Source organism: Pseudenterobacter timonensis (genome assembly GCF_900021175.1).
Taxonomy (GTDB): Bacteria; Pseudomonadota; Gammaproteobacteria; order Enterobacterales; family Enterobacteriaceae; genus Enterobacter; species Enterobacter timonensis.
This window is the reverse complement of the sequence record NZ_FCOP01000011.1, coordinates 186,031-207,019: the sequence shown is the minus strand read 5'-3', so window position 1 is coordinate 207,019 and position 20,989 is coordinate 186,031. Positions and strand designations below refer to the sequence as shown.

Genomic DNA, 20,989 nt, shown 5'->3' with positions numbered 1-20,989 from the left:
CAAACTCCTTATTGAGCAGACACTTCTGCCAGTTGTTTTTCTGCATCTTCTTCAGCACGCAGCGCGCGTCCTGCGAAGAACATATAAATCAGTGCAATCAGAATGATGACGGCCATAAATGCAATGCCGATGGAGAAGAAGCCTTGCATCATTGGCGGCGCCAGAATTGACCAGTCCGCCATCCCCATCCAGGCGCTCATGCCGGTGAGCTTAATCGCCCATACGCAGCCGAAGATTTCAACCATCCCCATGACCAGGCAAATCTTGAGCGCCGCGCGCCAGCCGCCGAAGTGGTTAGCAAAAACGCCGATGGTGGCGTTGGAGAAGAACATCGGGATAAAGCCCGGGATAATCAGGATGGAAGAGCCGCAGCCCACCAGAATGCCGACGGCAATCAGCTGGCCGATGGTGCCCCACATAAAGCCCCAGACCACGGCGTTCGGCGCGAAGCTGTAAATCGCCGCACAGTCAATCGCCAGTACTGCGCCAGGGATCAGACGCTGGGAGATACCGTTGAACGCTTCGGACAGCTCAGCAACGAACATACGCACGCCCTGAGTAATGATGAAAATCGCCACGGCAAAGGAGAAGCCGGTTTGCAGGATGTAGACCGTCCAGTGGGTTTTGCCCGCCATCGCCTGCACGGTGTCGATGCCAAAGGAGAGTAGGATCGCGCCAAAGAAGATCGTCATCACAATCGCCGTAGAAACGATGTTGTCGTGGAAGATATTCAGCCAGCCGGGCAGCTTAAGATCCTCAACGCTCTCTTCTTTTTTGCCCAGGTAGGGGGCAACTTTATACGCAATCCATGAGGTAAACTGCTGCTGGTGACCAATGGAGAAGCCGCAGCCGTCGGTCACGATCTGGGTCGGCTTGAACATCATATTGGAGGTGATGCCCCAGTAGAGAGAGACCAGAATCGCCGTACAGATGATGGTCGTCCACATCGAATAGCCGAAAATATAGAGGGAGACCGCAATCAGCCCCGCCTGCTGGAACATGATGTGCCCGGTCAGCATAATGGTGCGAATGCCAGTGATCCGGCGCAGCAGGACGTAACAGATGTTAAGCGCCAGCGCCAGCAGTACGGCATAACCGACCCAGCTATACGCGTCACCCATACGATCGATAGTCGCCATCATGGAAGCGTAGGTATCAGAAATGGCGCCGTTGATACCGTAAACTTCGGACATCTTCGCCACCACGGGTTTAAAGGTGCTGGTTAAGATTCCTGAACCTGCCTGCAGCAGCATGAAACCGATAATGGTTTTGATGGTGCCTTTAATAATGACGCTCACGCTTTTGCGCAGCAGGATATAGCCCAAACATGTCACGATGCCCAGCAGTAGCGGAGCATTAGTCATTACCTGGTTAAAAAAGACGGTAAAGACGTTGTAGAGGATCTCCATAACTCTCTCCAGAAGTGAAACACAAAGGGGCAGTCCCCGTGTGGTTGGTGCTGTTCACTCTATTAATCAGAAATAATCACCACAAGATTGCATTTGATTATTTGTGACGCATCACGCAAATTATTTCCATGTAATCAATAGTGATTTTCATTCTCCTCACCACTTACTAAATAAACTGTTAAATTTCATAAAATTATCAGAAATCAGTTGCTCCATACGCCTGCTGTAATTAGAAGTCAAGGGCAGGATGAGGCAAAATAATCTGCATTTTTTGCATTGCATTGGTGATGAAACGGTGATAATATCAATCATAACAAATCACCAAATGACTACTTTTGATTACGCGCAGGGAGTAAACCGATGAGTAAAGTGAACACCATCACCCGTGAATCCTGGATTCTGAGCACTTTCCCGGAATGGGGCAGCTGGCTCAACGAAGAGATCGAACAGGAGCAGGTCGCTCCCGGCACGTTCGCGATGTGGTGGCTGGGCTGCACGGGGATCTGGCTGAAATCGGAAGGGGGCGCTAACGTCTGCGTCGACTTCTGGTGTGGAACCGGCAAGCAGAGCCACGGCAACCCGCTAATGAAAAAAGGGCACCAGATGCAACGTATGGCTGGCGTCGAAAAGCTTCAGCCAAACCTGCGTACCACCCCTTTCGTACTGGATCCGTTCGCCATTCGCCAGATCGATGCGGTGCTCTCCACTCACGATCATAACGATCATATCGACGTGAACGTGGCCGCGGCGGTAATGCAGAACTGCCCGGATACCGTACCGTTCATCGGGCCGCAGACCTGTGTCGACCTGTGGGTAGGCTGGGGCGTGCCGAAAGAACGCTGCATTGTTGTGAAACCAGGCGACGTGGTGAAAATTAAAGATATCGAGATCCATGCGCTGGACGCATTTGACCGTACCGCCCTGATCACTCTGCCAGCCGACCAAAAAGCCGCAGGCGTGCTGCCGGACGGCATGGACCAGCGCGCGGTGAACTATCTGTTCAAAACACCCGGCGGTTCGCTCTATCACAGCGGCGACTCCCACTACTCCAACTACTATGCCAAACATGGCAATGAGCATCAGATCGACGTAGCGTTAGGCTCTTACGGCGAGAACCCGCGCGGTATCACCGATAAGATGACCAGCGCGGATATGCTGCGCATGGCGGAAGCCCTGAACACCAAAGTGGTGATCCCGTTCCACCATGATATCTGGTCAAACTTCCAGGCCGATCCGCAGGAGATCCGCGTGCTGTGGGAGATGAAAAAAGATCGTCTGAAATATGGCTTTAAGCCGTTTATCTGGCAGGTTGGCGGCAAATTCACCTGGCCTCTGGACAAAGACAATCTGGAATATCATTATCCTCGCGGCTTCGACGATTGCTTTACGATTGAACCGGATCTACCGTTCAAATCGTTCCTGTAATAGACCGATTACATCGCCGGGTCAGCAACCTGGCGATGCTATTTTTGCTTAGTAATTTCAGGCTATTTCAAATATCATCTTTTTATTTCATTTTGCATCGGAATAGCTCATGACTGAAGCGCAACGGCACCAAATATTGCTTGAACATCTGGCGCAGACGGGCTTTGTCACTGTCGACCAGGTTATCGACCGTCTGGGGATCTCCCCGGCAACGGCCCGTCGCGATATAAATAAACTTGATGAAAACGGCAAACTTAAAAAAGTACGCAACGGCGCAGAGGCGGTTAGCCAGCAGCGCCCGCGCTGGACGCCGATGAATATTCATCAGGCGATGAATCACGACGAAAAGGTACGTATTGCCCGGGCCGCGTCGCAGCTGGTTAATCCCGGTGAAAGCGTGGTGATTAACTGCGGCTCTACGGCGTTTCTGCTTGGCCGTGAGATTTGCGGCAAGCCGGTCCAGATAATTACCAACTATCTGCCCCTGGCGAACTACCTCATCGATCAGGAGCATGAGAGCGTGGTAATCATGGGCGGCCAGTACAACAAGAGCCAGTCCATCACCTTAAGTCCGCAGGACAGCGAAAATAGCCTCTACGCGGGACACTGGATGTTTACCAGCGGCAAGGGGCTGACGGCTGACGGGCTATACAAGACCGACATGCTCACCGCCATGGCGGAACAGAACATGCTGAACGTGGTGGGTAAACTGGTCGTGCTGGTCGACAGCAGCAAGGTGGGCGAACGCGCCGGCATGCTGTTCAGCCGCGCGGAGCAGATCCATATGGTTATTACCGGCAAAACTGCCGATCCGCAGATCCTCCAGAAGCTGGAGGATCAGGGCGTTAAGGTGCTGCGGGTCTAAAGGTATTGGCGGAAAAAAGCGGTTGTCGCATCCAGCGCCGTTGGCGTGATGCGATGCCGCACACCCGCTTCCCACAGGCAGGTCAGGTTCTTATCCAGCCCTTCGCGGCGCAGCGCCTGCTGTAAGCGAAACGTCTCTGCCGCAGGCACAACATCATCCGCCTCGCCGTGCCACAGCAGCAGCGGCCGATCGGCAAGGCGCGGCAGCGCGTCGATCACCTCCCACTGTTTCAGCGGGGCGAGCACCGCCTCTGGCTCTGCCTGCGGCGGAAAGAGCGTTCGCGCGAGCGTGGTAAAGTAGCCCGAGCCCATCAGGCTTGCCACACATTTCACCTCCGGGTGGTTGCGCATGATGCCCAGCGCCGTCATACCGCCCATAGAGGCCCCCGCCACCGCCAGTCGCCCCTCCTGTACCAGACCCGCCTCACAGACCGCATCGCGCAGCCCGGTAAATTCCTCCAGATTGCCGTGCAGGATTTGCCAGAACGCCCCCAGGCGCGCCTGCTCATCACCGGAAAAGCGAGCGCCATGATCGGGCGCGTCTGGCATCACCACGCGAAAACCCGCCTGGGCCAGCGCCACGGCAAAATAGCTATAAACCAGCTTCGAGGAAGTGAACCCGTGATAAAAGAGAATAACCGGCAGCGGTTCGCCTGTTTTACCTGCAGGCGCGGCGTGTAAAACCTCATGCCTGCCCAGCCGCTTTGTCCTGAGTTCTATCATTTTTGTGCCTCTTATCCGGGATGATTCATAATGTTGAGAACTGGATTACGCTTTCTGAACATTTTCATTCGAAATTTACGTCACAGGTATCAATTTGGGAACATTCCCCCAAAATGAAACGCAATGGCTTCTACACTATCACTAACAGGAAACGAGCTATGGTTATGCGAAGGCTTAAGGCGTTATTACCGGTATTACTGTTGACTGGCTGTAGCGTCCTGCAGGGGACACCGCAACCGCCACCGCCGTTAACCGACAAGCCGCAGGAGATCCGTCGTGACCAGACGGAAGGCTTGCAGCGAATGGGTAGCGTTACCGCGCTGGTGTACGGCTCCCCCGCGGATGCGGAAGAGGCCATACGCGCAAAAGCGGTCGCCGCAAACGCAGATTATTACGTCATTATCATGATTGACGAAACGATCGTGCCCGCTCAGTGGTACTCGCAGGCGATTTTGTATCGGAAGTAACTGTCAGCATTTAAACGACATTTACACTGCTTTGCGTCCATAGACGTTTTCCTGTTCAGAATAAACTCAATGCCTGTGACAAAGGAAGTGAGTTTATTCGCGAAGGATTGCCCGGCGGATACCGGAAAAACGTGAAATGGAGCTGGCTATGAAACGATCTCTTGCTTTTAACTCACTGCTTCTTTCAGTGGGGCTGTTGCGTACCTCCGCTCAGTCGGCAGAGTTTGCGAGCGCCGACTGCGTCACAGGCCTGAATGAAATAGGGCTTATCTCCGTTAACGATATTTCCGGAAGCCCGCAGGATGTTGAGCGCCTTATTGCGCTAAAAGCGGATGAGCAGGGCGCCTCATGGTACCGCATTATTCATATGCGGGAGGATGTGCACATCGATCGCTGGCAGGTTCAGGCGATTCTCTATGCCTGATACCGTTGTGTAAAAGCCACCTGTACGGCGGCTTTTACCTGGGGTTTATGCCACGCCGCCCGTTGCGCGAAGCAGCAGATCGCTCTGGACCTGCGCGGGCAGCGCGATCTCTCCGCGCGGATCCAGCATCATACGACACCATGCCTGAGCCACCGGCGGGGAAGCGTGACGCAACATTTGCGCGCCGGTTCCCAGCAAATAGATCAGCCCGGCAATCTCCCGTCCCTGCGCCTCCTGCGGCTTACGCAGCTTCTGCTGTAGCTGCCGCCAGCAGCGGTCAAAATGGCGATCCTGCCCTTTGACCTGAGCAAAATCGTCACTCAAGACCTCCAGAATACCCGCCTGTTTAGCCAGCACGCGCAGCACGTCCAGCGCCATAATATTGCCTGAGCCTTCCCAGATGCTGTTCACCGGCATTTCACGGTAGAGCCGCGGCAGTTCGCTCTCTTCGCAATAGCCCACGCCGCCGAGCACCTCCATCGCTTCCGCCACAAACGGGATCCCTGCCTTACAAATATTCAGTTTGGCGGCGGGCGTGAACAGGCGCGCCCAGGCGGCCTCCTGCGGGTTATCACGCCGATCCCAGGCGCGCGTCAGCCGGAAAAGGAAGGCGGTCTGCCCTTCGAGCTGAAGCGCCATCCGGCTTAATAGTTCGCGCATCAGCGGTTGGTCGATCAGATTTTTGCCGAACACCTGCCGCTGATGGGCGTGATAGAGCGCAACGGAGAGGGCGCGGCGCATCAGGCCATGACTACCCAGCGCGCAGTCGAGGCGCGTCATGCCGCCCATCCTGAGGATTTGCCGCACCCCTTCACCCTCTTCTCCCAGCAGCCAGCCGGATGCATCCATAAACTCCGCCTCGCTGCTGGCGTTAGAGCGGTTGCCGAGCTTATCCTTGAGCCGCTCCAGGCGCACCGGGTTGCGTTGCCCGTCGGGCAGGAAGCGCGGCACGAAAAAGCAGGATAAGCCCCCTTTAGCCTGCGCCAGCACCAGATGGGCATCGCTTTGCGGAACCGAAAAGAACCATTTATGCCCCACCAGCCGGTAGCTGCCGTCGCTGCATTTTTCCGCGCGGGTGGTATTACTGAGCACGTCCGAGCCGCCCTGCTTCTCGGTCATTCCCATGCCGATAAGCAGTCCACGCTTCTGTCCGCCGGGCACCAGATGCGGATCGTAGCGATCGCTTTGCAGCGGCGTGAGCCAGTTGCGGTAAGGTGCCGGCAGGCTCTGTTGCAGCAGCGGCGTAGCGGCAAAGGTCATGGTGATGGGACAGAGCGTGCCGGCCTCCACCTGCGCATGCAGGATAAACCGCGCAGCCCGGGCGACGAACGCGCCTTTGCGCGCCTCCTCTTCCCACGGCAGGTTATGCACCCGGTTGGCGTATAACCCCTGCATCAGCAAATGCCACGCCGGATGAAAGCGCACATCATCCAGCCGCGCGCCCGTCGCGTCGTAACGTAAAAGCTCAGGCGGATTCGCGTTCGCGAGCCTGCCCAGCTCCAGCGACTCCGCGGTTCCCAGCTGTTGGCCGATGCTGGCGAGCAGCTCCACGTCCCACTCCGCCCCCTCCCGCACAACGGCCTCGCGCAGGGCGGAATCCGAGAGGAAAAGATTGCTGTTAGAAAGCGGTAATGGTTGATTAAACACAGTATGCGTTTGCCAGTGCATGACGTCTCCCTCCTTCAGTGGCAATGAGAGTAAGTATGGACACGCTGCCCTCCTGCTGCCTGGGAGTAACGTCACAGCTATGCGATCCTGTTGAAATCAATCGTGAATCAGCTCACACAACATACGAATAAACTATTACAACTCCGGGATTATGTTGAATAATTTATTCTCACTATTGAGAAGAGATACCTTATGCGATCGCACCAGCTTGCCCCGGAGGCGCACAAGCGCGCCCTGATTGCGGGCTCAATTGGCAACTTTATCGAGTGGTATGAATTTGCGGTGTATGGTTTTCTCGCCACCGTTATTGCGAAAAATTTTTTCCAGCTGGAGGAAGAGGCGGGGCTAACAAGCCTGATTCTGACCTATGCCTCGTTTGCCGTCGCCTTTTTCTTCCGCCCGCTGGGGGCGGTCATTTTTGGTCATCTTGGCGACCGTATTGGCCGTAAACCGACGCTGATCGTGGTGCTGATCCTGATGACGCTTGCCACCGCCGCCATCGGCGTGGTGCCGGTCTATGCCAGTATCGGCATTGCCGCCCCGTTGCTTATTACGCTGCTGCGCATCCTGCAGGGACTGTTTGCCGGGGGGGAGTATGGCGGCGCCGTTTCGCTGATGACGGAGTTTGCCCCGCGCGGGAAACGCGGTCTTTATGGCGCATGGCAATCTTTTACCGTCGCGCTGGGCCTGCTGGCGGGCGCCGGGATCGTGGCGCTGCTCTCCGCCCTGCTGACGCCGCAGGCGCTGCATGACTGGGGCTGGCGCATCCCCTTTTTCCTGGCGCTGCCGATGGGCGCGGTGGCGCTGTGGCTGCGGGTGAGCATGGAGGAGACGCCCAGCTTCGTTAAGCAACAAACAGAGCCTGTCGCGGTCAGGGCGAGGGCTGGCGATACCCTGAAGGCAATCGCCGCCGGTATCGCCAGGGTTATGGTCTGGTCCGCCGCAGGCTATACCTATCTGGTCATTATGCCTGCCTATCTGCAGTCGGCGCTGCACACCGGTTTTAACCAGGCGCTGCTGATCGCGGTGATCTCAAACGTCGGCTTCGCGCTGACCATCATTCCGGCGGGTATCGTCAGTGACCGAATCGGGCGAAGGAAAGTGATGGTGATCGCGACTCTCCTGCTGCTGATCCTCGCCCTGCCGCTGCTGAATTTACTGCAGGCCGGGAGCAGTACCCTGGCGGTGAAAGCGCTGTGCGTGCTGATTGCGGGCGGGCTGGTGGGTATGCTGGCGGGCCCCGGCCCGGCGATGCTGTCGGAAATGTTCCCGACGCGGGTACGCTACACTGGCCTTGGGCTGGCCTACTCCCTGTCGAACGCCATCTTCTCGGGCTGCGCGGGGTTGATTATCACCGGGCTTATCAAAGAGACGGGAAATCTGGATATCCCGGCGTATTACGTTATGGCGACGGCGGTGGTCAGTCTGTTCGCGCTTATGACGCTCAGGAAGGATGACCATTTACGGTCGTTAGAGGAGTGAGGTTAATGCCCGGTGGCGCTGCGCTTACCGGGCCTACGGTACCGTTACTTTGCAGGCCGGGTAAGGCGAAACCGCCACCCGGCACAACTGGCTACCCGCGCTGACGTACCGCTTCGAACAGGCAGATGCCCGTTGCCACAGAGACGTTCAGGGACGACACGCTGCCCGCCATCGGAATACTGATCAGCTCGTCGCAATGCTCGCGGGTGAGACGGCGCATCCCTTCCCCTTCGGCCCCCATAACCAGCGCCAGGCGGCCGGTCATTTTGCTCTGATAAAGGGTATGATCTGCCTCTCCGGCGGTACCGACGATCCAGATATTCTCTTCCTGCAGCAGACGCATGGTACGCGCCAGGTTAGTGACGCGGATCAGCGGAACGCTCTCCGCCGCGCCGCAGGCAACCTTTTTCGCCGTCGCGTTCAGCTGTGCAGAGCGATCTTTAGGAACGATAACCGCATGTACGCCCGCCGCGTCCGCGCTGCGCAGGCAGGCGCCGAGGTTATGCGGATCGGTAACGCCATCCAGGATCAGGAAGAAGGGATTCTCCAGCCCGGCGATCAGATCGGGTAGATCGTTTTCCTGGTACTGACGTCCCGGCTTCACGCGCGCGATAATGCCCTGATGCACTGCACCATCGCTTTTCTCATCCAGAAACTGACGGTTCGCCAGCTGGATCACCACGCCCTGCGCTTCCAGCGCGTGGATCAGCGGCATCAAACGTTTATCTTCGCGGCCTTTAAGAATAAAGACTTCCTGAAAGCGCTCCGGCGCCCGCTCAAGCAGAGCCTGCACCGCGTGGATGCCGTAAATCATTTCACTCATTGATAGTTCTCGTTATCACTTTTTCTTCCCTCTCCCGGCAGGGAGAGGGTCAGTTTGAAGGGGGAGCGTTACTCCGCCGACTTCTTCTTCGCCGCACGCTTCGCTTTAGTCGCCGCTGCGATTTTCTGCGTTTTAGCCGACGGCTTTTTGGCGTTATTTTCTTTCTTCGCCTTACCTTTGCCTTTATCGCCACGGAAGGCGCTGTCCGGCTCAAAGTTAACCTTTTTGCCAACCTGACGACGTTTGCCGCCATTTTTCCCGTTTTCGCCGCGTTTCGCCTTTTCACGCGCGGTTTTGCCCACGTTGCGCGGCGCGCGTTCGCTGGAGATCAGGCTAAAGTCGATTTTGCGTTCGTCCATGTTAACGGCTTCTACACGAACTTCAACACGGTCGCCCAGACGATAGGTCTGCCCGCCCGATTCGCCAATCAGCCGCTGGCCAACCTGGTCAAAGCGGTAGTAGTCGTTATCGAGGCTGGAGACATGCACCAGGCCATCGATAAAGAGCTCGTCCAGGCGCACAAAGAAGCCAAAGCCGGTCACGCTGGCGATCACTCCCTTAAAGACGTTGCCAACCTGATCCAGCATAAAGTCGCACTTCAGCCAGTCAGAAACTTCGCGCGTGGCTTCGTCAGCGCGGCGCTCGGCCATGGAGCAGTGCTGGCCCAGCTGGAGCACTTCATCCATGTTGTAATGGTAGCCGCCCGTCTCGGTGGTATTGCCCTTATGCCCCTGCTCATGCGCCAGCAGATACTTGATGGCGCGGTGCAAAGAGAGATCCGGGTAACGACGGATAGGCGACGTAAAATGGGCGTAGGATTGCAGGGACAGACCAAAGTGACCACGGTTTTCCGGGTCATAAATCGCCTGCTTCATGGAGCGCAGCAGCATGGTTTGCAGCATTTCTGCATCGGGGCGATCGCTGATAGATTCCAGCAGTTCGGCGTAATCACGCGGCTCCGGCTTATTACCGCCAGGCAATTCCAGACCCAGCTCAGCCAGTACGGAACGGAACGACGTAATGGCCTCCGTCGTCGGCTTATCGTGAATACGGAACAGCGCCGGCTCTTTCGCCTTCTCAACGAAACGCGCCGCCGAGATATTGGCCAGAATCATGCACTCTTCGATCAGCTTGTGGGCATCGTTACGCTGTGTCTGCTCGATGCGCTCGATGCGACGCTCGGCGTTGAAGATAAACTTCGCCTCTTCGCTCTCAAAGGAGATCCCGCCGCGCTCCTCGCGCGCCTGTTCCAGCGTTTTGTAGAGACGGTGTAACTCTTCGATATGCGGCACCAGCGGCGCATACTGCTCGCGCAGATCGCGATCGCCCTGCAGCATATGCCAGACTTTGGTATAGGTCAGGCGCGCATGGGAACTCATCACCGCTTCATAGAATTTAAAGCCGGTTAAACGCCCTTTCGCCGAAATAGTCATTTCGCAGACCATACACAAGCGATCCACCTGCGGGTTGAGCGAGCAGAGACCGTTCGAGAGCACTTCCGGCAGCATGGGGACGACCTGCGACGGGAAGTAGACCGAGGTGCCGCGGCTACGGGCCTCGTTGTCGAGCGGGGTATGCGGACGCACGTAATAGCTCACGTCAGCGATAGCGACCCACAGACGCCAGCCGCCGCCGCGTTTTTTCTCACAGAAAACGGCATCATCAAAGTCGCGGGCATCTTCTCCGTCGATGGTGACCAGCGGCAGGGAGCGCAAATCCACGCGACCCGCTTTCGCCTCTTCCGGCACCTCTTCTTTCAGCCCTTTGATCTGCTCCTCTACCGCTTTTGGCCAGATGTAGGGGATCTCATGGGTGCGCAGCGCCATATCGACAGCCATGCCGGTCCCCATGTTATCGCCCAGCACTTCCACGATCTTACCGATCGCTTTGGTACGGCGGGTGGGACGCTGGGTCAGCTCCACGACAACCACGAAGCCCATGCGGGCGCCCATCACCTCTTCCGGCGGAATGAGGATGTCAAAGCTCAGACGACTGTCGTCCGGCACGACAAAACCCACGCCCGCCTCGGTAAAGTAGCGGCCCACGATCTGGCTGGTTTTGGGCACCAGCACGCGCACCACGCGCGCTTCGCGGCGCCCTTTGCGATCGGCACCCAGCGGCTGGGCGAGGATCTGATCGCCATGAATACACATTTTCATCTGTTCGGACGATAAGTAGAGATCGTCCTTACGGCCTTCGACGCGCAGAAAACCATAGCCGTCGCGGTGGCCAATCACGATGCCTTTCAGCAGGTCGAGACGCTCCGGCAGCGCGTAGCACTGGCGGCGGGTAAAGACCAGCTGCCCGTCGCGCTCCATCGCGCGCAGGCGGCGGCGAAGCGCTTCTGTTTGCTCTTCGCCTTCAATGTTCAGTTCAGCAGCCAGCTCTTCTCGATTAGCGGGTTTCTCGCGTTTTGTTAAATGTTCGAGAATGAACTCACGGCTGGGGATAGGATTCGCGTATTTTTCGGCTTCGCGTTCCTGAAAAGGATCTTGTGACATATCGGTTCCTCCGTTGTCAGCTCCGGTGGAAATTTTCTTCATTCCACCAGCAATAATTTATAAAGCGGTTGATTCTCTTCAACCAAATCGGCCAGGGTGTAGTTATCCAGCTCCATGAGAAAACTTTGCACGGCCTTAGAAAGCGCCTGTTTCAGGCGGCAGGCGGGGGTAATGTGGCAGAATGCGCTACTGCAATTCACCAGAGATAACGGCTCCAGCTCGCGTACCACATCCCCGATGCGAATCGCATTCGCCGGTTTACCGAGACGTATTCCCCCATTCTTCCCCCGGACGGCAGCCACATACCCGGCACGGCTCAACTGATTGATTATTTTAACCATATGATTACGGGACACGCCGTAGACCTCTGTCACCTCAGAGATACTGGTCATCTGTCCTGCTGGCAACGACGCCATATAAATCAGCGCACGTAAGCCGTAATCGGTGAAACTTGTTAACTGCACATCAACCTCAGGAAAAGGGAAAACGCGGCTAAACCGCAGAGATATTCAATACTGATGATAAACCAGCCAGATAGTTGGCGGCTAATTTATTTGAACTGAAAGGGGGAAGGAGAACGAAAAAGCCGGATGCGCATGGCTTTCCGGCCTGAGATGGGTTCTGTAGGCCCGGCAAGCACAGCGCCGCCGGGCGAAACCATCATTATGCGTCGAACGGGTCGCGCAGGATCATCGTTTCAGTACGATCCGGGCCGGTAGAGATAATATCGATCGGCACTTCGGTCAGTTCTTCAATACGTTTGATGTAGTTCAGGGCTGCCTGTGGCAGGCCGCTACGATCTTTCACGCCGAAGGTGGTTTCAGACCAGCCCGGCATGGTTTCATAGATCGGCTCGATACCTTCCCAGTCATCGGCAGCCAGCGGCGTGGTGGTCACTTCGCGGCCATCCGGCATGCGATAACCTACGCAGATTTTAACCTCTTTCAGGCCGTCCAGCACGTCCAGCTTGGTCAGGCAGAAGCCCGACAGGGAGTTGATCTGCACCGCGCGACGTACCGCAACCGCGTCCAGCCAGCCGGTACGACGGCGACGGCCAGTGGTGGCGCCATACTCGTTGCCCTGCTTGCAGAGGAACTCGCCGGTTTCATCAAACAGCTCGGTCGGGAACGGACCTGCGCCCACGCGGGTAGAGTAGGCTTTGATGATCCCCAGCACGTAATCCACATAACGCGGACCCAGGCCGGAGCCGGTCGCCACGCCGCCTGCGGTGGTGTTAGAGGAGGTCACGTACGGATAGGTACCGTGGTCGATATCCAGCAGCGTACCCTGTGCCCCTTCGAACATCACGAAATCACCACGCTTACGCGCCTGATCCAGCAGGTCAGAAACGTCAACCACCATCGCGGTCAGGATGTCGGCAATCGCCATCACATCGTCCAGCACTTTCTGGTAGTCAACCGCATCGGCTTTGTAGAAGTTCACCAGCTGGAAGTTGTGATATTCCATCACCTCTTTCAGTTTTTCAGCGAAGGTCGCTTTGTCGAACAGGTCGCCAACGCGCAGACCGCGACGGGCCACTTTATCTTCATAAGCCGGGCCGATACCGCGACCGGTGGTGCCGATCGCTTTCGCGCCGCGCGCTTTTTCACGCGCCACGTCCAGCGCGACGTGATAGTCGAGGATCAGCGGGCAGGCTTCAGAGAGCAGCAGACGTTCGCGAACCGGGATACCACGGTCTTCCAGTTCTTTCATCTCTTTCATCAGCGCGGCAGGAGAGAGCACAACACCGTTACCGATGATGCTGGTCACATTGTCACGCAGAATACCTGATGGAATAAGATGGAGGACGGTTTTTTCACCGTTGATTACGAGAGTATGGCCCGCGTTGTGACCGCCCTGATAGCGCACAACATATTTAGCCCGTTCAGTCAGAAGATCGACAATCTTCCCTTTACCTTCGTCACCCCATTGGGTGCCCAGTACGACGACGTTGTTACCCATTTTTTCAAAATCACCGTTTGCTTAAAAATGGATTCTACCACCGCTTTTTCAGAGTTACAGCACTTTTTGCCCCAAAATTGGCCCAGATTCGTCTACTAAATAGTCAGCCAATCGTTTTCCTCAACATGTAGTAGATCACAATGCCCGCAACCACAAGACCACCGCCGAAGCGGCGTAAAAGCGTATCGGGTAACTGGCTTAACGCAGCGACCATTCTTCGCCAGGCGCGTGGATAGAGCATCGGCCCCAGCCCTTCCAGTACCAGGACTAACGCCAGCGCCAGCCAAACTGTTGCATTCATTTTCAATCCTTATAAAAGAAAACCACCGCTCCGGTGAGAGCGGTGGTTTGAAGCATCAGACGCGTGACGTTTATCGCGCGACGTTACCCGGCGTCTTCATATAACGGAAGAAATCGCTGTCCGGGCTGAGCACCATCACATCCTGGTTGCTCTTGAAGCTATTTTCGTAAGCACGCAGGCTACGGATAAAGGCGTAAAAATCGGGATCCTGGCTGAACGCGTCGGCAAAGAGCTTCGCCGCTTCCGCATCGCCTTCACCGCGCAGAATACGGCCCTGACGCTCGGCTTCCGCCAGCGTTTTGGTCACTTCGTAATCCGCTGCGGCACGCAGTTTTTCCGCCTCTTCCTGACCCTGAGAACGATGACGACGCGCTACCGCTTCACGCTCGGCGCGCATACGGTTGTAGATCGCCTCGGAGACTTCGGTCGGCAGGTTGATCTGCTTGATACGCACATCCACCACTTCGATACCCAGCGCGGCCATACTGTTCGGGTTGATTACCGGCACTTTGCCATTGGTTTCAGCCTGAACACGTTCAGCCGCTTTCGCGATGGCGTCATCAGCGGCTGGCGTCGCCACCTCATCCGGGGTGCCAGCAGAACCGGAGTTGAGCGCGTCACGCACCTCCAGCGTCAGACGGCCGCGGGAATCGGTAACGATATCCTTCACGTCCAGACGACCAATCTCAGAACGCAGACGGTCAGAGAACTTACGTTTCAGCAGCACTTCGGCCTGGGAGACGTCGCCGCCGCCGGTCGCCAGGAAGTAACGGCTGAAATCGCTGATCCGCCACTTAATGTAAGAGTCGACGATCAGATCTTTTTTCTCTTTGGTCACAAAGCGATCGGCCTGGTTATCCATAGTCTGGATACGGGCGTCGAGCGTTTTTACCGACTGAATAAAAGGAACTTTAAAGTGCAGGCCCGGCTCATAGATCACCGGACGCTTGTCGCCGTCACGCACGACGCTGCTGAACTGGAATTTGATCCCACGTTCACCCTCTTTCACCACAAAAATCGAGGTGTAAAGCACTACCAGCACGATGATGATAATCGCGATAACTGACTTACGCATCGTTATTCCCCCTGACGCTGGTAGTCGTTACGCTGCGCGTTAGCGCGGCGTTGGTCCATAATGTCACCCTCGCCTGACGTAGAGTTGCTTGTCGCGCCGGTGTTGCTGGTCGAGGCAGGCGGCAGGCGCAGCAGGTTGTTCGCCCCGCTGTTATCCTGCTTCGCCGCAGGCGCGTTACCGCCCTTCAGCATCTGATCCAGCGGCAGCACCATCAGGTTGCCGTTTTTACTGTCATTAACCAGTACCTTGCGGGTATGGCTTAAGACTTTCTCCATCGTCTCGATGTAGAGACGCTCGCGGGTAATTTCCGGCGCGGCTTTATATTCCGGCAGGATACGCGCAAAGCGAGCCACTTCACCCTGCGCTTCCAGGATGGTCTGGGTCTTATAAGCGCGCGCCTCTTCAAGAACACGCTGCGCCTGACCGTTTGCACGCGGCTGCACTTCGTTGGTATACGCTTCCGCTTCACGGATGTATTGCTGCTCGTTTTCACGCGCGGCAATGGCGTCATCAAACGCGGCTTTCACCTCTTCCGGCGGACGTGCGGCCTGGAAGTTGACGTCCAGCAGGGTAATCCCCATGTTGTAAGGACGAATGGTCTCTTCCAGCTCGCGCTGGGTATCGCTACGAATAACGGTACGGCCTTCGGTGAGGATACGGTCCATGGTGTATTTACCGATAACGCCGCGCAGGGCGCTGTCGGTCGCCTGACGCAGGCTGTCGTCGGCGCTGGTCACGCTGAACAGATAACGCTGCGGATCGGTGACGCGGTACTGCACGTTCATCTCAACGCGCACGACGTTTTCGTCAGAGGTCAGCATGACGCCGGAAGCGGCCAGTTCGCGTACCGATTCCACGTTAACCGCGGTCACGTCGTCGATAAAGGTCGGCTTCCAGTTCAGGCCCGGCTCTACCAGGTGACTGAATTTACCAAAGCGCGTAACGACCCCGCGCTCCGCTTCTTTGATGGTGTAGAACCCGCTGGCTGCCCAGATAATGACGACGGCAGCGGCCACGATGGTCACGACACGACCACCCATGTGCGGGCGCGGTCCCTGAGTGGCGCCGCCACCCGAGCCTGTTCCCTTACCTCCACCAAAACCACCAAGCTTTTTGCTCAGCTTACGGAAGATATCATCCAGATCTGGCGGCCCCTGCTCGCGACCACCTTTATTGCCATTTCCCTCAGAGTTGCCGCCAGGTTTGCTGCTTCCCCACGGGTCGCGGTCTTGTCCGTTATTACCGGGCTGATTCCACGCCATGTATATGCTCCATATTTGTTATGCAAGGGCGAATTTTTTCAGGCCTTGTGTAAACCTTTTCTGGTCAGACTACGTAGTCTTCCAGCGCAGGTTCTTGTTTACAGAGGCGACGCCAGTCAACGATCGGCATACGCACCTGCATCCCCACGCTGCCGTCATCCTCCATCCACTCTTTTTCTATCGCCTGAAGCTGATAAAACCGGCTGCGCAGCCTGCCTTCCTCGGGCGGCAGACGCAGCGTATGCTGGGCGACCTCACCGGAAAGACGTTCTGTCAAAGCCTGGAAAAGCAGTGGCACACCGACCCCGGTCTGTGCTGAAAGCCAGACCCGGGTCGGTTTGTTCTCTTCATCTCTGTCGATACGCGGTTCGAAATCCTCGAGCATATCGATCTTGTTCATTACCAGCAGCGTCGGGATCTCCAGTGCGTCGATCTCTTCCAGCACCGTATTCACTGCGTCAATATTTTCCTGCACGCGCAGGTCCGCGGCGTCCACCACGTGCAGCAGCAGCGTCGCCTGACGCGTCTCCTGCAGCGTTGCTTTAAACGCGGCGACCAGATCGTGCGGCAGATGACGGATAAACCCGACGGTATCCGCCAGCACGGTTTCTCCTACGTCCGCCACATCGATGCGGCGCAGGGTCGGGTCCAGGGTCGCAAACAGCTGGTTGGCAGCGTAGACCTCGGCCTCGGTGATCTGGTTAAACAGGGTAGATTTACCGGCGTTGGTATAACCCACCAGCGACACCGTCGGAATGTCGGCTTTCGTTCGGGAACGACGTCCTTGCTCACGCTGCTTTTCGACTCTTTCCAGCCGTGAGAGGATCTGGGTTATACGGCCACGCAACAAACGACGGTCGGTTTCGAGCTGGGTTTCACCCGGACCGCGCAAACCGATCCCGCCCTTTTGCCGTTCAAGGTGGGTCCAGCCGCGCACGAGGCGCGTAGCCAGATGGCGCAGCTGCGCCAGCTCAACCTGCAGTTTCCCTTCATGGGTACGGGCACGTTGAGCAAAAATGTCTAAAATCAAACCCGTGCGGTCAATCACACGGCATTCGCAAAGTCGTTCCAGGTTACGTTCCTGGGCCGGAGTAAGGGCGTGATCGAAGAGCACAACCGAAGCGCCAGTGGCTTTAACGGCATCCGCAATTTCAACTGCTTTACCTTCACCGACAAAATACTTTGGGTGCGGTGCTTTACGGCTACCGGTAATCACCTGCATTGCTTCGACACCGGCGGAAGAGACCAGAGATTCAAACTCCTGGAGATCTTCCATATCTTTGTCTTGCGAAAAATAGATGTGTACCAGTACCGCCTGCTCACCGGCGTCATAACGGTCAAACAAGCGTTAAACCCTCAAAAAATCAGCGGGGAACACAGGATCCTGGCTCCCCGTATGGATAAACAGTCCGTAACCTTATTCGGTTTCTTCACTGTCCTGCGCAGGAGAAGAAGAAGCCTGCGCGTTGTTGCCGTGATGGTAGTTGCTGGAACCGCCACCCGCATTGTTACTGTGATGAGAAACCGGACGAGACGGCACGACAGTTGAGATCGCGTGCTTGTACACCATCTGACTGACCGTGTTTTTCAACAGGATAACGAACTGATCGAAAGACTCAATCTGGCCTTGCAGCTTAATACCATTCACCAAATAAATAGAAACCGGAACACGTTCCCGACGCAGTGCGTTCAGGAACGGATCTTGTAAAGATTGCCCCTTAGCCATTCTATCTTTTCCTTATATGCTTGTTTTGTTTGTACTTAGAACCTTTCGATTCTGAAAAATTACGCACGATACGCTTTAATTGTACACATTCAGTGTGCGATATCACCCACTACCTTTAAAACTTCGTTGAACGCCTGCTGGGGGTTTTCACTCTCTAACCAGTGAACGCCTTCCCAACCGCGCAACCAGGTAATCTGGCGTTTCGCCAGCTGTCTCGTGGCGCAAATACCTCGATAAACCATCTCATCGTATGAGATTTCGCCTTGCAGATATGACCACATCTGGCGATAACCCACGCAACGAATGGAAGGCATATCCGTATGCAAATCTCCCCGGGCAAAAAGCGCCCGCACTTCTGCTTCAAAACCTGAAGCCAACATCTGATGAAAACGCTGCTCAATTCGTTGATGGAGCAGTTCACGGCTCGCCGGGGCGATAGCGAACTGATGCACCTGATACGGCAGAGCGTCTCCTGACGTTTGCGTCAGTTCCGTTAAAGTTTTACCCGAAATGAAAAAAACTTCCAGTGCCCGGGAAAGCCTTTGCGGATCGTTAGGATGGATTCGCCCGGCGGCAACCGGATCGATCCCGGCCAATTGCCTGTGTAACGACTCCCATCCCTGCTCTGCTGCCTGCTGCTCAATCCTGGCTCTGACTTCAGGGTCCGCCGATGGCAGAGGCGATAACCCCTCCAGCAGCGCCTTAAAGTAGAGCATGGTTCCGCCAACCAATAGCGGGATACGTCCCGCGGCGGTAATCTCGGCCATCGCGGCAAGCGCATCGCGGCGAAAATCTGCTGCGGAGTAAGCCTGCGCCGGGTCGAGAATATCCAGCAAACGGTGCGGCGCTGCACGCAGTTCTTCTGCGTCCGGCTTCGCCGTACCGATGTCCATCCCTCGATAAATGAGGGCGGAATCGACGCTAATCAACTCCACTGGCAAAACTTTACGTAATTCAATGGCCAGCGCCGTTTTGCCCGAGGCGGTCGGCCCCATCAAAAATATGGCCTTCGGCAGGCCTGCCTTACTCACTTCAATCATCTTTCAGGGCGTTCATCGCCGGTTTTAAATCAACAGGTTGTAATAAGCTACCCGGCGGTGCGTTAACCAGCTGCGGGCAAAGACGTTCTACGTCCGCCAGCATCGATATGGCCTGCGCCATACTCCACGGCGCGCGATCGCTCGTTAGCTGACGGGCAATCCACCTGGCGACATCTGCCGCGTTGAACGTCGTTTGCTGCGCGAGGTAGCCTATCAGTTCAGGAATCAAGATTTGTAAATTTTGTTGTCGCAAGGGTAAAGGCACCGCGCGGACGGTCACATGCTGCGCTTCTACCAGAAAATCAATGCCCATTTCAGCCAGCAGCGTCTTTGCCTGATTAAGGGTCGCCGTCTCATCTGCTGAAATTTTAATCCGCACCGGAATGAGCAACGGCTGCGCGCAGGCGGCGTTTTCACCCGGCGTCAGCTGCGCCTCTTTCAGACAGCGTTCCGCCACCGGTAACGCCAGCAATGCCAGCTTGCCGTCGCGCTCCAGCAGCGCGGCATCCGGGGCGACAATGGTCAGCACGCGGCCAAAACTTTGGGCGTGCCCTTCCAGCGCCGGAGAGGCCACGGCGTTTGGCGTTTTGCGTTCAACGGCAGGAGTTTCCAGCAATTTACCATACAGCGCACCCTCTCGCTTCTGGTAGGCGGGCGCATGGGGATAATTCGCCCCGGTCGGGCGCGGCGCGCCGCCGCCGGAGGAGAAGCGCGGCGCGGCAGGCTCCTGAACACGGGTCGGTTCCGCAAACTGGTTGCGCCCCGCCGCCACGCGGTTTTCCGGCAGGGTGCGCGGTGCGGGCTGCTCAGTTGCCAGCGGAAGGGTCGGCTCCGCCTGCTGCTGTAAAACGCTCAGAACGCCCTGATAGATAAAGTCGTGTACCAGCCTTGACTGGTGAAAACGCACTTCGTGCTTGGCCGGATGGACGTTGACATCCACCTGATGGGGATCGATCTCCAGATAGAGCACAAAAGCGGGCTGCCGCTCGGCCCCCAGCTTCTCTTCGCACGCCTGGCGGATCGCGTGGTTGATCAGGCGATCGCGCATCATACGGTTATTCACATAGCAGTACTGGATTTCGGCAAGCGTTGGATAAGGTACACGCGGATCGACCACCCAGCCACGCAGGGAGAGATCGCCGTGCTGCCACTCGATCTCCAGCGCATGTTCCAGAAACGCCGGACTACAGATAGCGGCGAGCCGACGCTCTTTTTGCCCCCCCTGCGTCACCGCGCGGTACTGGCGGATCGCTTTACCGTTGTGGCTTAAATTAATGGTGACATCAAAACGCGCCAGCGCGATGCGGCGAATCACCTCGTCAATATGGCCAAACTCGGTTTTCTCCGTGCGCATAAACTTGCGGCGCGCCGGCGTGTTATAGAAGAGATCCAGCACCTCAAGGGTGGTGCCGACAGGGTGAGCGGCAGGTTTTACCGTCACAGCCATATCGCGCCCTTCCGCATAGGCTTGCCAGGCTTCCTGCTGCTCCGCGGTGCGAGAGGTGAGGGTTAAGCGGGAAACAGAGCTGATACTGGCCAGCGCTTCGCCGCGAAAGCCAAGGCTGATAATCGCCTCCAGATCGTCAAGCGAAGCGATTTTACTAGTGGCGTGACGGGCCAGCGCCAGCGCCAGCTCCTCTTTTTTGATGCCGCAGCCGTTATCGCGAATGCGGATAAGCTTTGCGCCGCCGCGCTCAATATCAATATCGATGCGGGTCGCCCCCGCATCAAGACTGTTTTCGACCAGCTCTTTCACCACCGACGCAGGACGTTCCACCACCTCGCCGGCGGCGATCTGGTTCGCAAGCTGCGGCGGCAGAACCTGAATCGGCATGAA

General features: G+C 56.6%; 19 protein-coding genes. 5 read left to right on the top strand and 14 right to left on the bottom strand.

Features of this window, described 5'->3' with window-relative positions:
- Positions 1-8: 8 nt before the first annotated feature.
- Positions 9-1,409 carry a PTS ascorbate transporter subunit IIC gene (gene ulaA, locus BN3796_RS07355; protein ID WP_061707730.1) on the bottom strand — a complete coding sequence of 467 codons (1,401 nt, stop codon included), beginning with the start codon at positions 1,407-1,409 and terminating at the stop codon, positions 9-11.
- Between the two features lie 360 nt (positions 1,410-1,769).
- On the opposite strand from ulaA, the gene ulaG reads away from it, so the two are divergent.
- Together ulaG and ulaR are read left to right on the top strand one after the other, a co-directional pair.
- Positions 1,770-2,834: an L-ascorbate 6-phosphate lactonase gene (gene ulaG, locus BN3796_RS07350; protein ID WP_061707729.1), complete on the top strand. Its 1,065-nt coding sequence runs from the start codon at positions 1,770-1,772 to the stop codon at positions 2,832-2,834.
- A gap of 109 nt (positions 2,835-2,943) precedes the next feature.
- Positions 2,944-3,699, top strand: a complete 756-nt coding sequence (gene ulaR / locus BN3796_RS07345) for an HTH-type transcriptional regulator UlaR (RefSeq protein ID WP_061707728.1) — start codon at positions 2,944-2,946, stop codon at positions 3,697-3,699.
- Here ulaR and yjfP read toward each other — a convergent pair.
- Positions 3,696-4,421, bottom strand: coding sequence for an esterase (gene yjfP, locus BN3796_RS07340; protein WP_061707727.1), 726 nt, complete (start codon positions 4,419-4,421; stop codon positions 3,696-3,698). The genes ulaR and yjfP overlap by 4 nt on opposite strands.
- Before the next feature lie 158 nt (positions 4,422-4,579).
- On the opposite strand from yjfP, the gene bsmA reads away from it, so the two are divergent.
- Entirely contained in the window at positions 4,580-4,888 is a 309-nt protein-coding gene (gene bsmA / locus BN3796_RS07335; protein ID WP_061707726.1) for a biofilm peroxide resistance protein BsmA, read from the top strand.
- A 136-nt stretch (positions 4,889-5,024) separates the two neighbouring features.
- Positions 5,025-5,312 (top strand): DUF1471 family protease activator YjfN, encoded by a 288-nt coding sequence (gene yjfN / locus BN3796_RS07330; protein ID WP_061707725.1) that lies wholly within the window; start codon positions 5,025-5,027, stop codon positions 5,310-5,312.
- Positions 5,313-5,357: 45 nt separating this feature from the next.
- Here yjfN and BN3796_RS07325 read toward each other — a convergent pair whose 3' ends face one another.
- Positions 5,358-6,980: an isovaleryl-CoA dehydrogenase gene (locus tag BN3796_RS07325; RefSeq protein WP_061707724.1), complete on the bottom strand. Its 1,623-nt coding sequence runs from the start codon at positions 6,978-6,980 to the stop codon at positions 5,358-5,360.
- A gap of 192 nt (positions 6,981-7,172) precedes the next feature.
- Here BN3796_RS07325 and BN3796_RS07320 point away from each other — a divergent pair, with 192 nt between their 5' ends.
- The gene (locus BN3796_RS07320) at positions 7,173-8,462 is read left to right on the top strand and encodes an MFS transporter (RefSeq protein ID WP_061707723.1); all 1,290 of its coding nucleotides are present in this window, start codon (positions 7,173-7,175) and stop codon (positions 8,460-8,462) included.
- A 91-nt stretch (positions 8,463-8,553) separates the two neighbouring features.
- Here BN3796_RS07320 and rlmB read toward each other — a convergent pair whose 3' ends face one another.
- The 11 genes from rlmB to mutL all read right to left on the bottom strand — a co-directional run bounded on the left by rlmB (position 8,554) and on the right by mutL (position 20,986).
- Positions 8,554-9,285 carry a 23S rRNA (guanosine(2251)-2'-O)-methyltransferase RlmB gene (gene rlmB, locus BN3796_RS07315; protein ID WP_061707722.1) on the bottom strand — a complete coding sequence of 244 codons (732 nt, stop codon included), beginning with the start codon at positions 9,283-9,285 and terminating at the stop codon, positions 8,554-8,556.
- A gap of 68 nt (positions 9,286-9,353) precedes the next feature.
- A complete protein-coding gene (rnr, locus tag BN3796_RS07310) occupies positions 9,354-11,786 on the bottom strand; it encodes a ribonuclease R (protein WP_061707721.1) in 2,433 nt (810 codons plus the stop codon).
- A gap of 38 nt (positions 11,787-11,824) precedes the next feature.
- On the bottom strand, positions 11,825-12,250 hold the full coding sequence (nsrR, locus tag BN3796_RS07305; protein ID WP_061707720.1) for a nitric oxide-sensing transcriptional repressor NsrR: 426 nt from the start codon (positions 12,248-12,250) through the stop codon (positions 11,825-11,827).
- A 199-nt stretch (positions 12,251-12,449) separates the two neighbouring features.
- A complete protein-coding gene (locus BN3796_RS07300) occupies positions 12,450-13,748 on the bottom strand; it encodes an adenylosuccinate synthase (protein WP_061707719.1) in 1,299 nt (432 codons plus the stop codon).
- A 103-nt stretch (positions 13,749-13,851) separates the two neighbouring features.
- Positions 13,852-14,049, bottom strand: a complete 198-nt coding sequence (locus tag BN3796_RS07295; protein WP_061707718.1) for a DUF2065 domain-containing protein — start codon at positions 14,047-14,049, stop codon at positions 13,852-13,854.
- A gap of 70 nt (positions 14,050-14,119) precedes the next feature.
- Positions 14,120-15,124, bottom strand: coding sequence for a protease modulator HflC (gene hflC, locus BN3796_RS07290; RefSeq protein WP_061707717.1), 1,005 nt, complete (start codon positions 15,122-15,124; stop codon positions 14,120-14,122).
- Between the two features lie 2 nt (positions 15,125-15,126).
- Positions 15,127-16,386, bottom strand: coding sequence for an FtsH protease activity modulator HflK (gene hflK / locus BN3796_RS07285; RefSeq protein ID WP_061707716.1), 1,260 nt, complete (start codon positions 16,384-16,386; stop codon positions 15,127-15,129).
- Positions 16,387-16,450: 64 nt separating this feature from the next.
- Positions 16,451-17,731 (bottom strand): ribosome rescue GTPase HflX, encoded by a 1,281-nt coding sequence (gene hflX / locus BN3796_RS07280; protein ID WP_061707715.1) that lies wholly within the window; start codon positions 17,729-17,731, stop codon positions 16,451-16,453.
- Positions 17,732-17,803: 72 nt separating this feature from the next.
- Positions 17,804-18,112: an RNA chaperone Hfq gene (gene hfq, locus BN3796_RS07275; protein WP_061707714.1), complete on the bottom strand. Its 309-nt coding sequence runs from the start codon at positions 18,110-18,112 to the stop codon at positions 17,804-17,806.
- Positions 18,113-18,201: 89 nt separating this feature from the next.
- Positions 18,202-19,152 carry a tRNA (adenosine(37)-N6)-dimethylallyltransferase MiaA gene (gene miaA, locus BN3796_RS07270; RefSeq protein WP_061707713.1) on the bottom strand — a complete coding sequence of 317 codons (951 nt, stop codon included), beginning with the start codon at positions 19,150-19,152 and terminating at the stop codon, positions 18,202-18,204.
- Complete coding sequence (gene mutL / locus BN3796_RS07265) at positions 19,145-20,986, bottom strand: DNA mismatch repair endonuclease MutL (protein ID WP_061707712.1); 1,842 nt, start codon at positions 20,984-20,986, stop codon at positions 19,145-19,147. Before mutL ends, miaA begins: the two co-directional genes overlap by 8 nt.
- Positions 20,987-20,989: the final 3 nt, after the last annotated feature.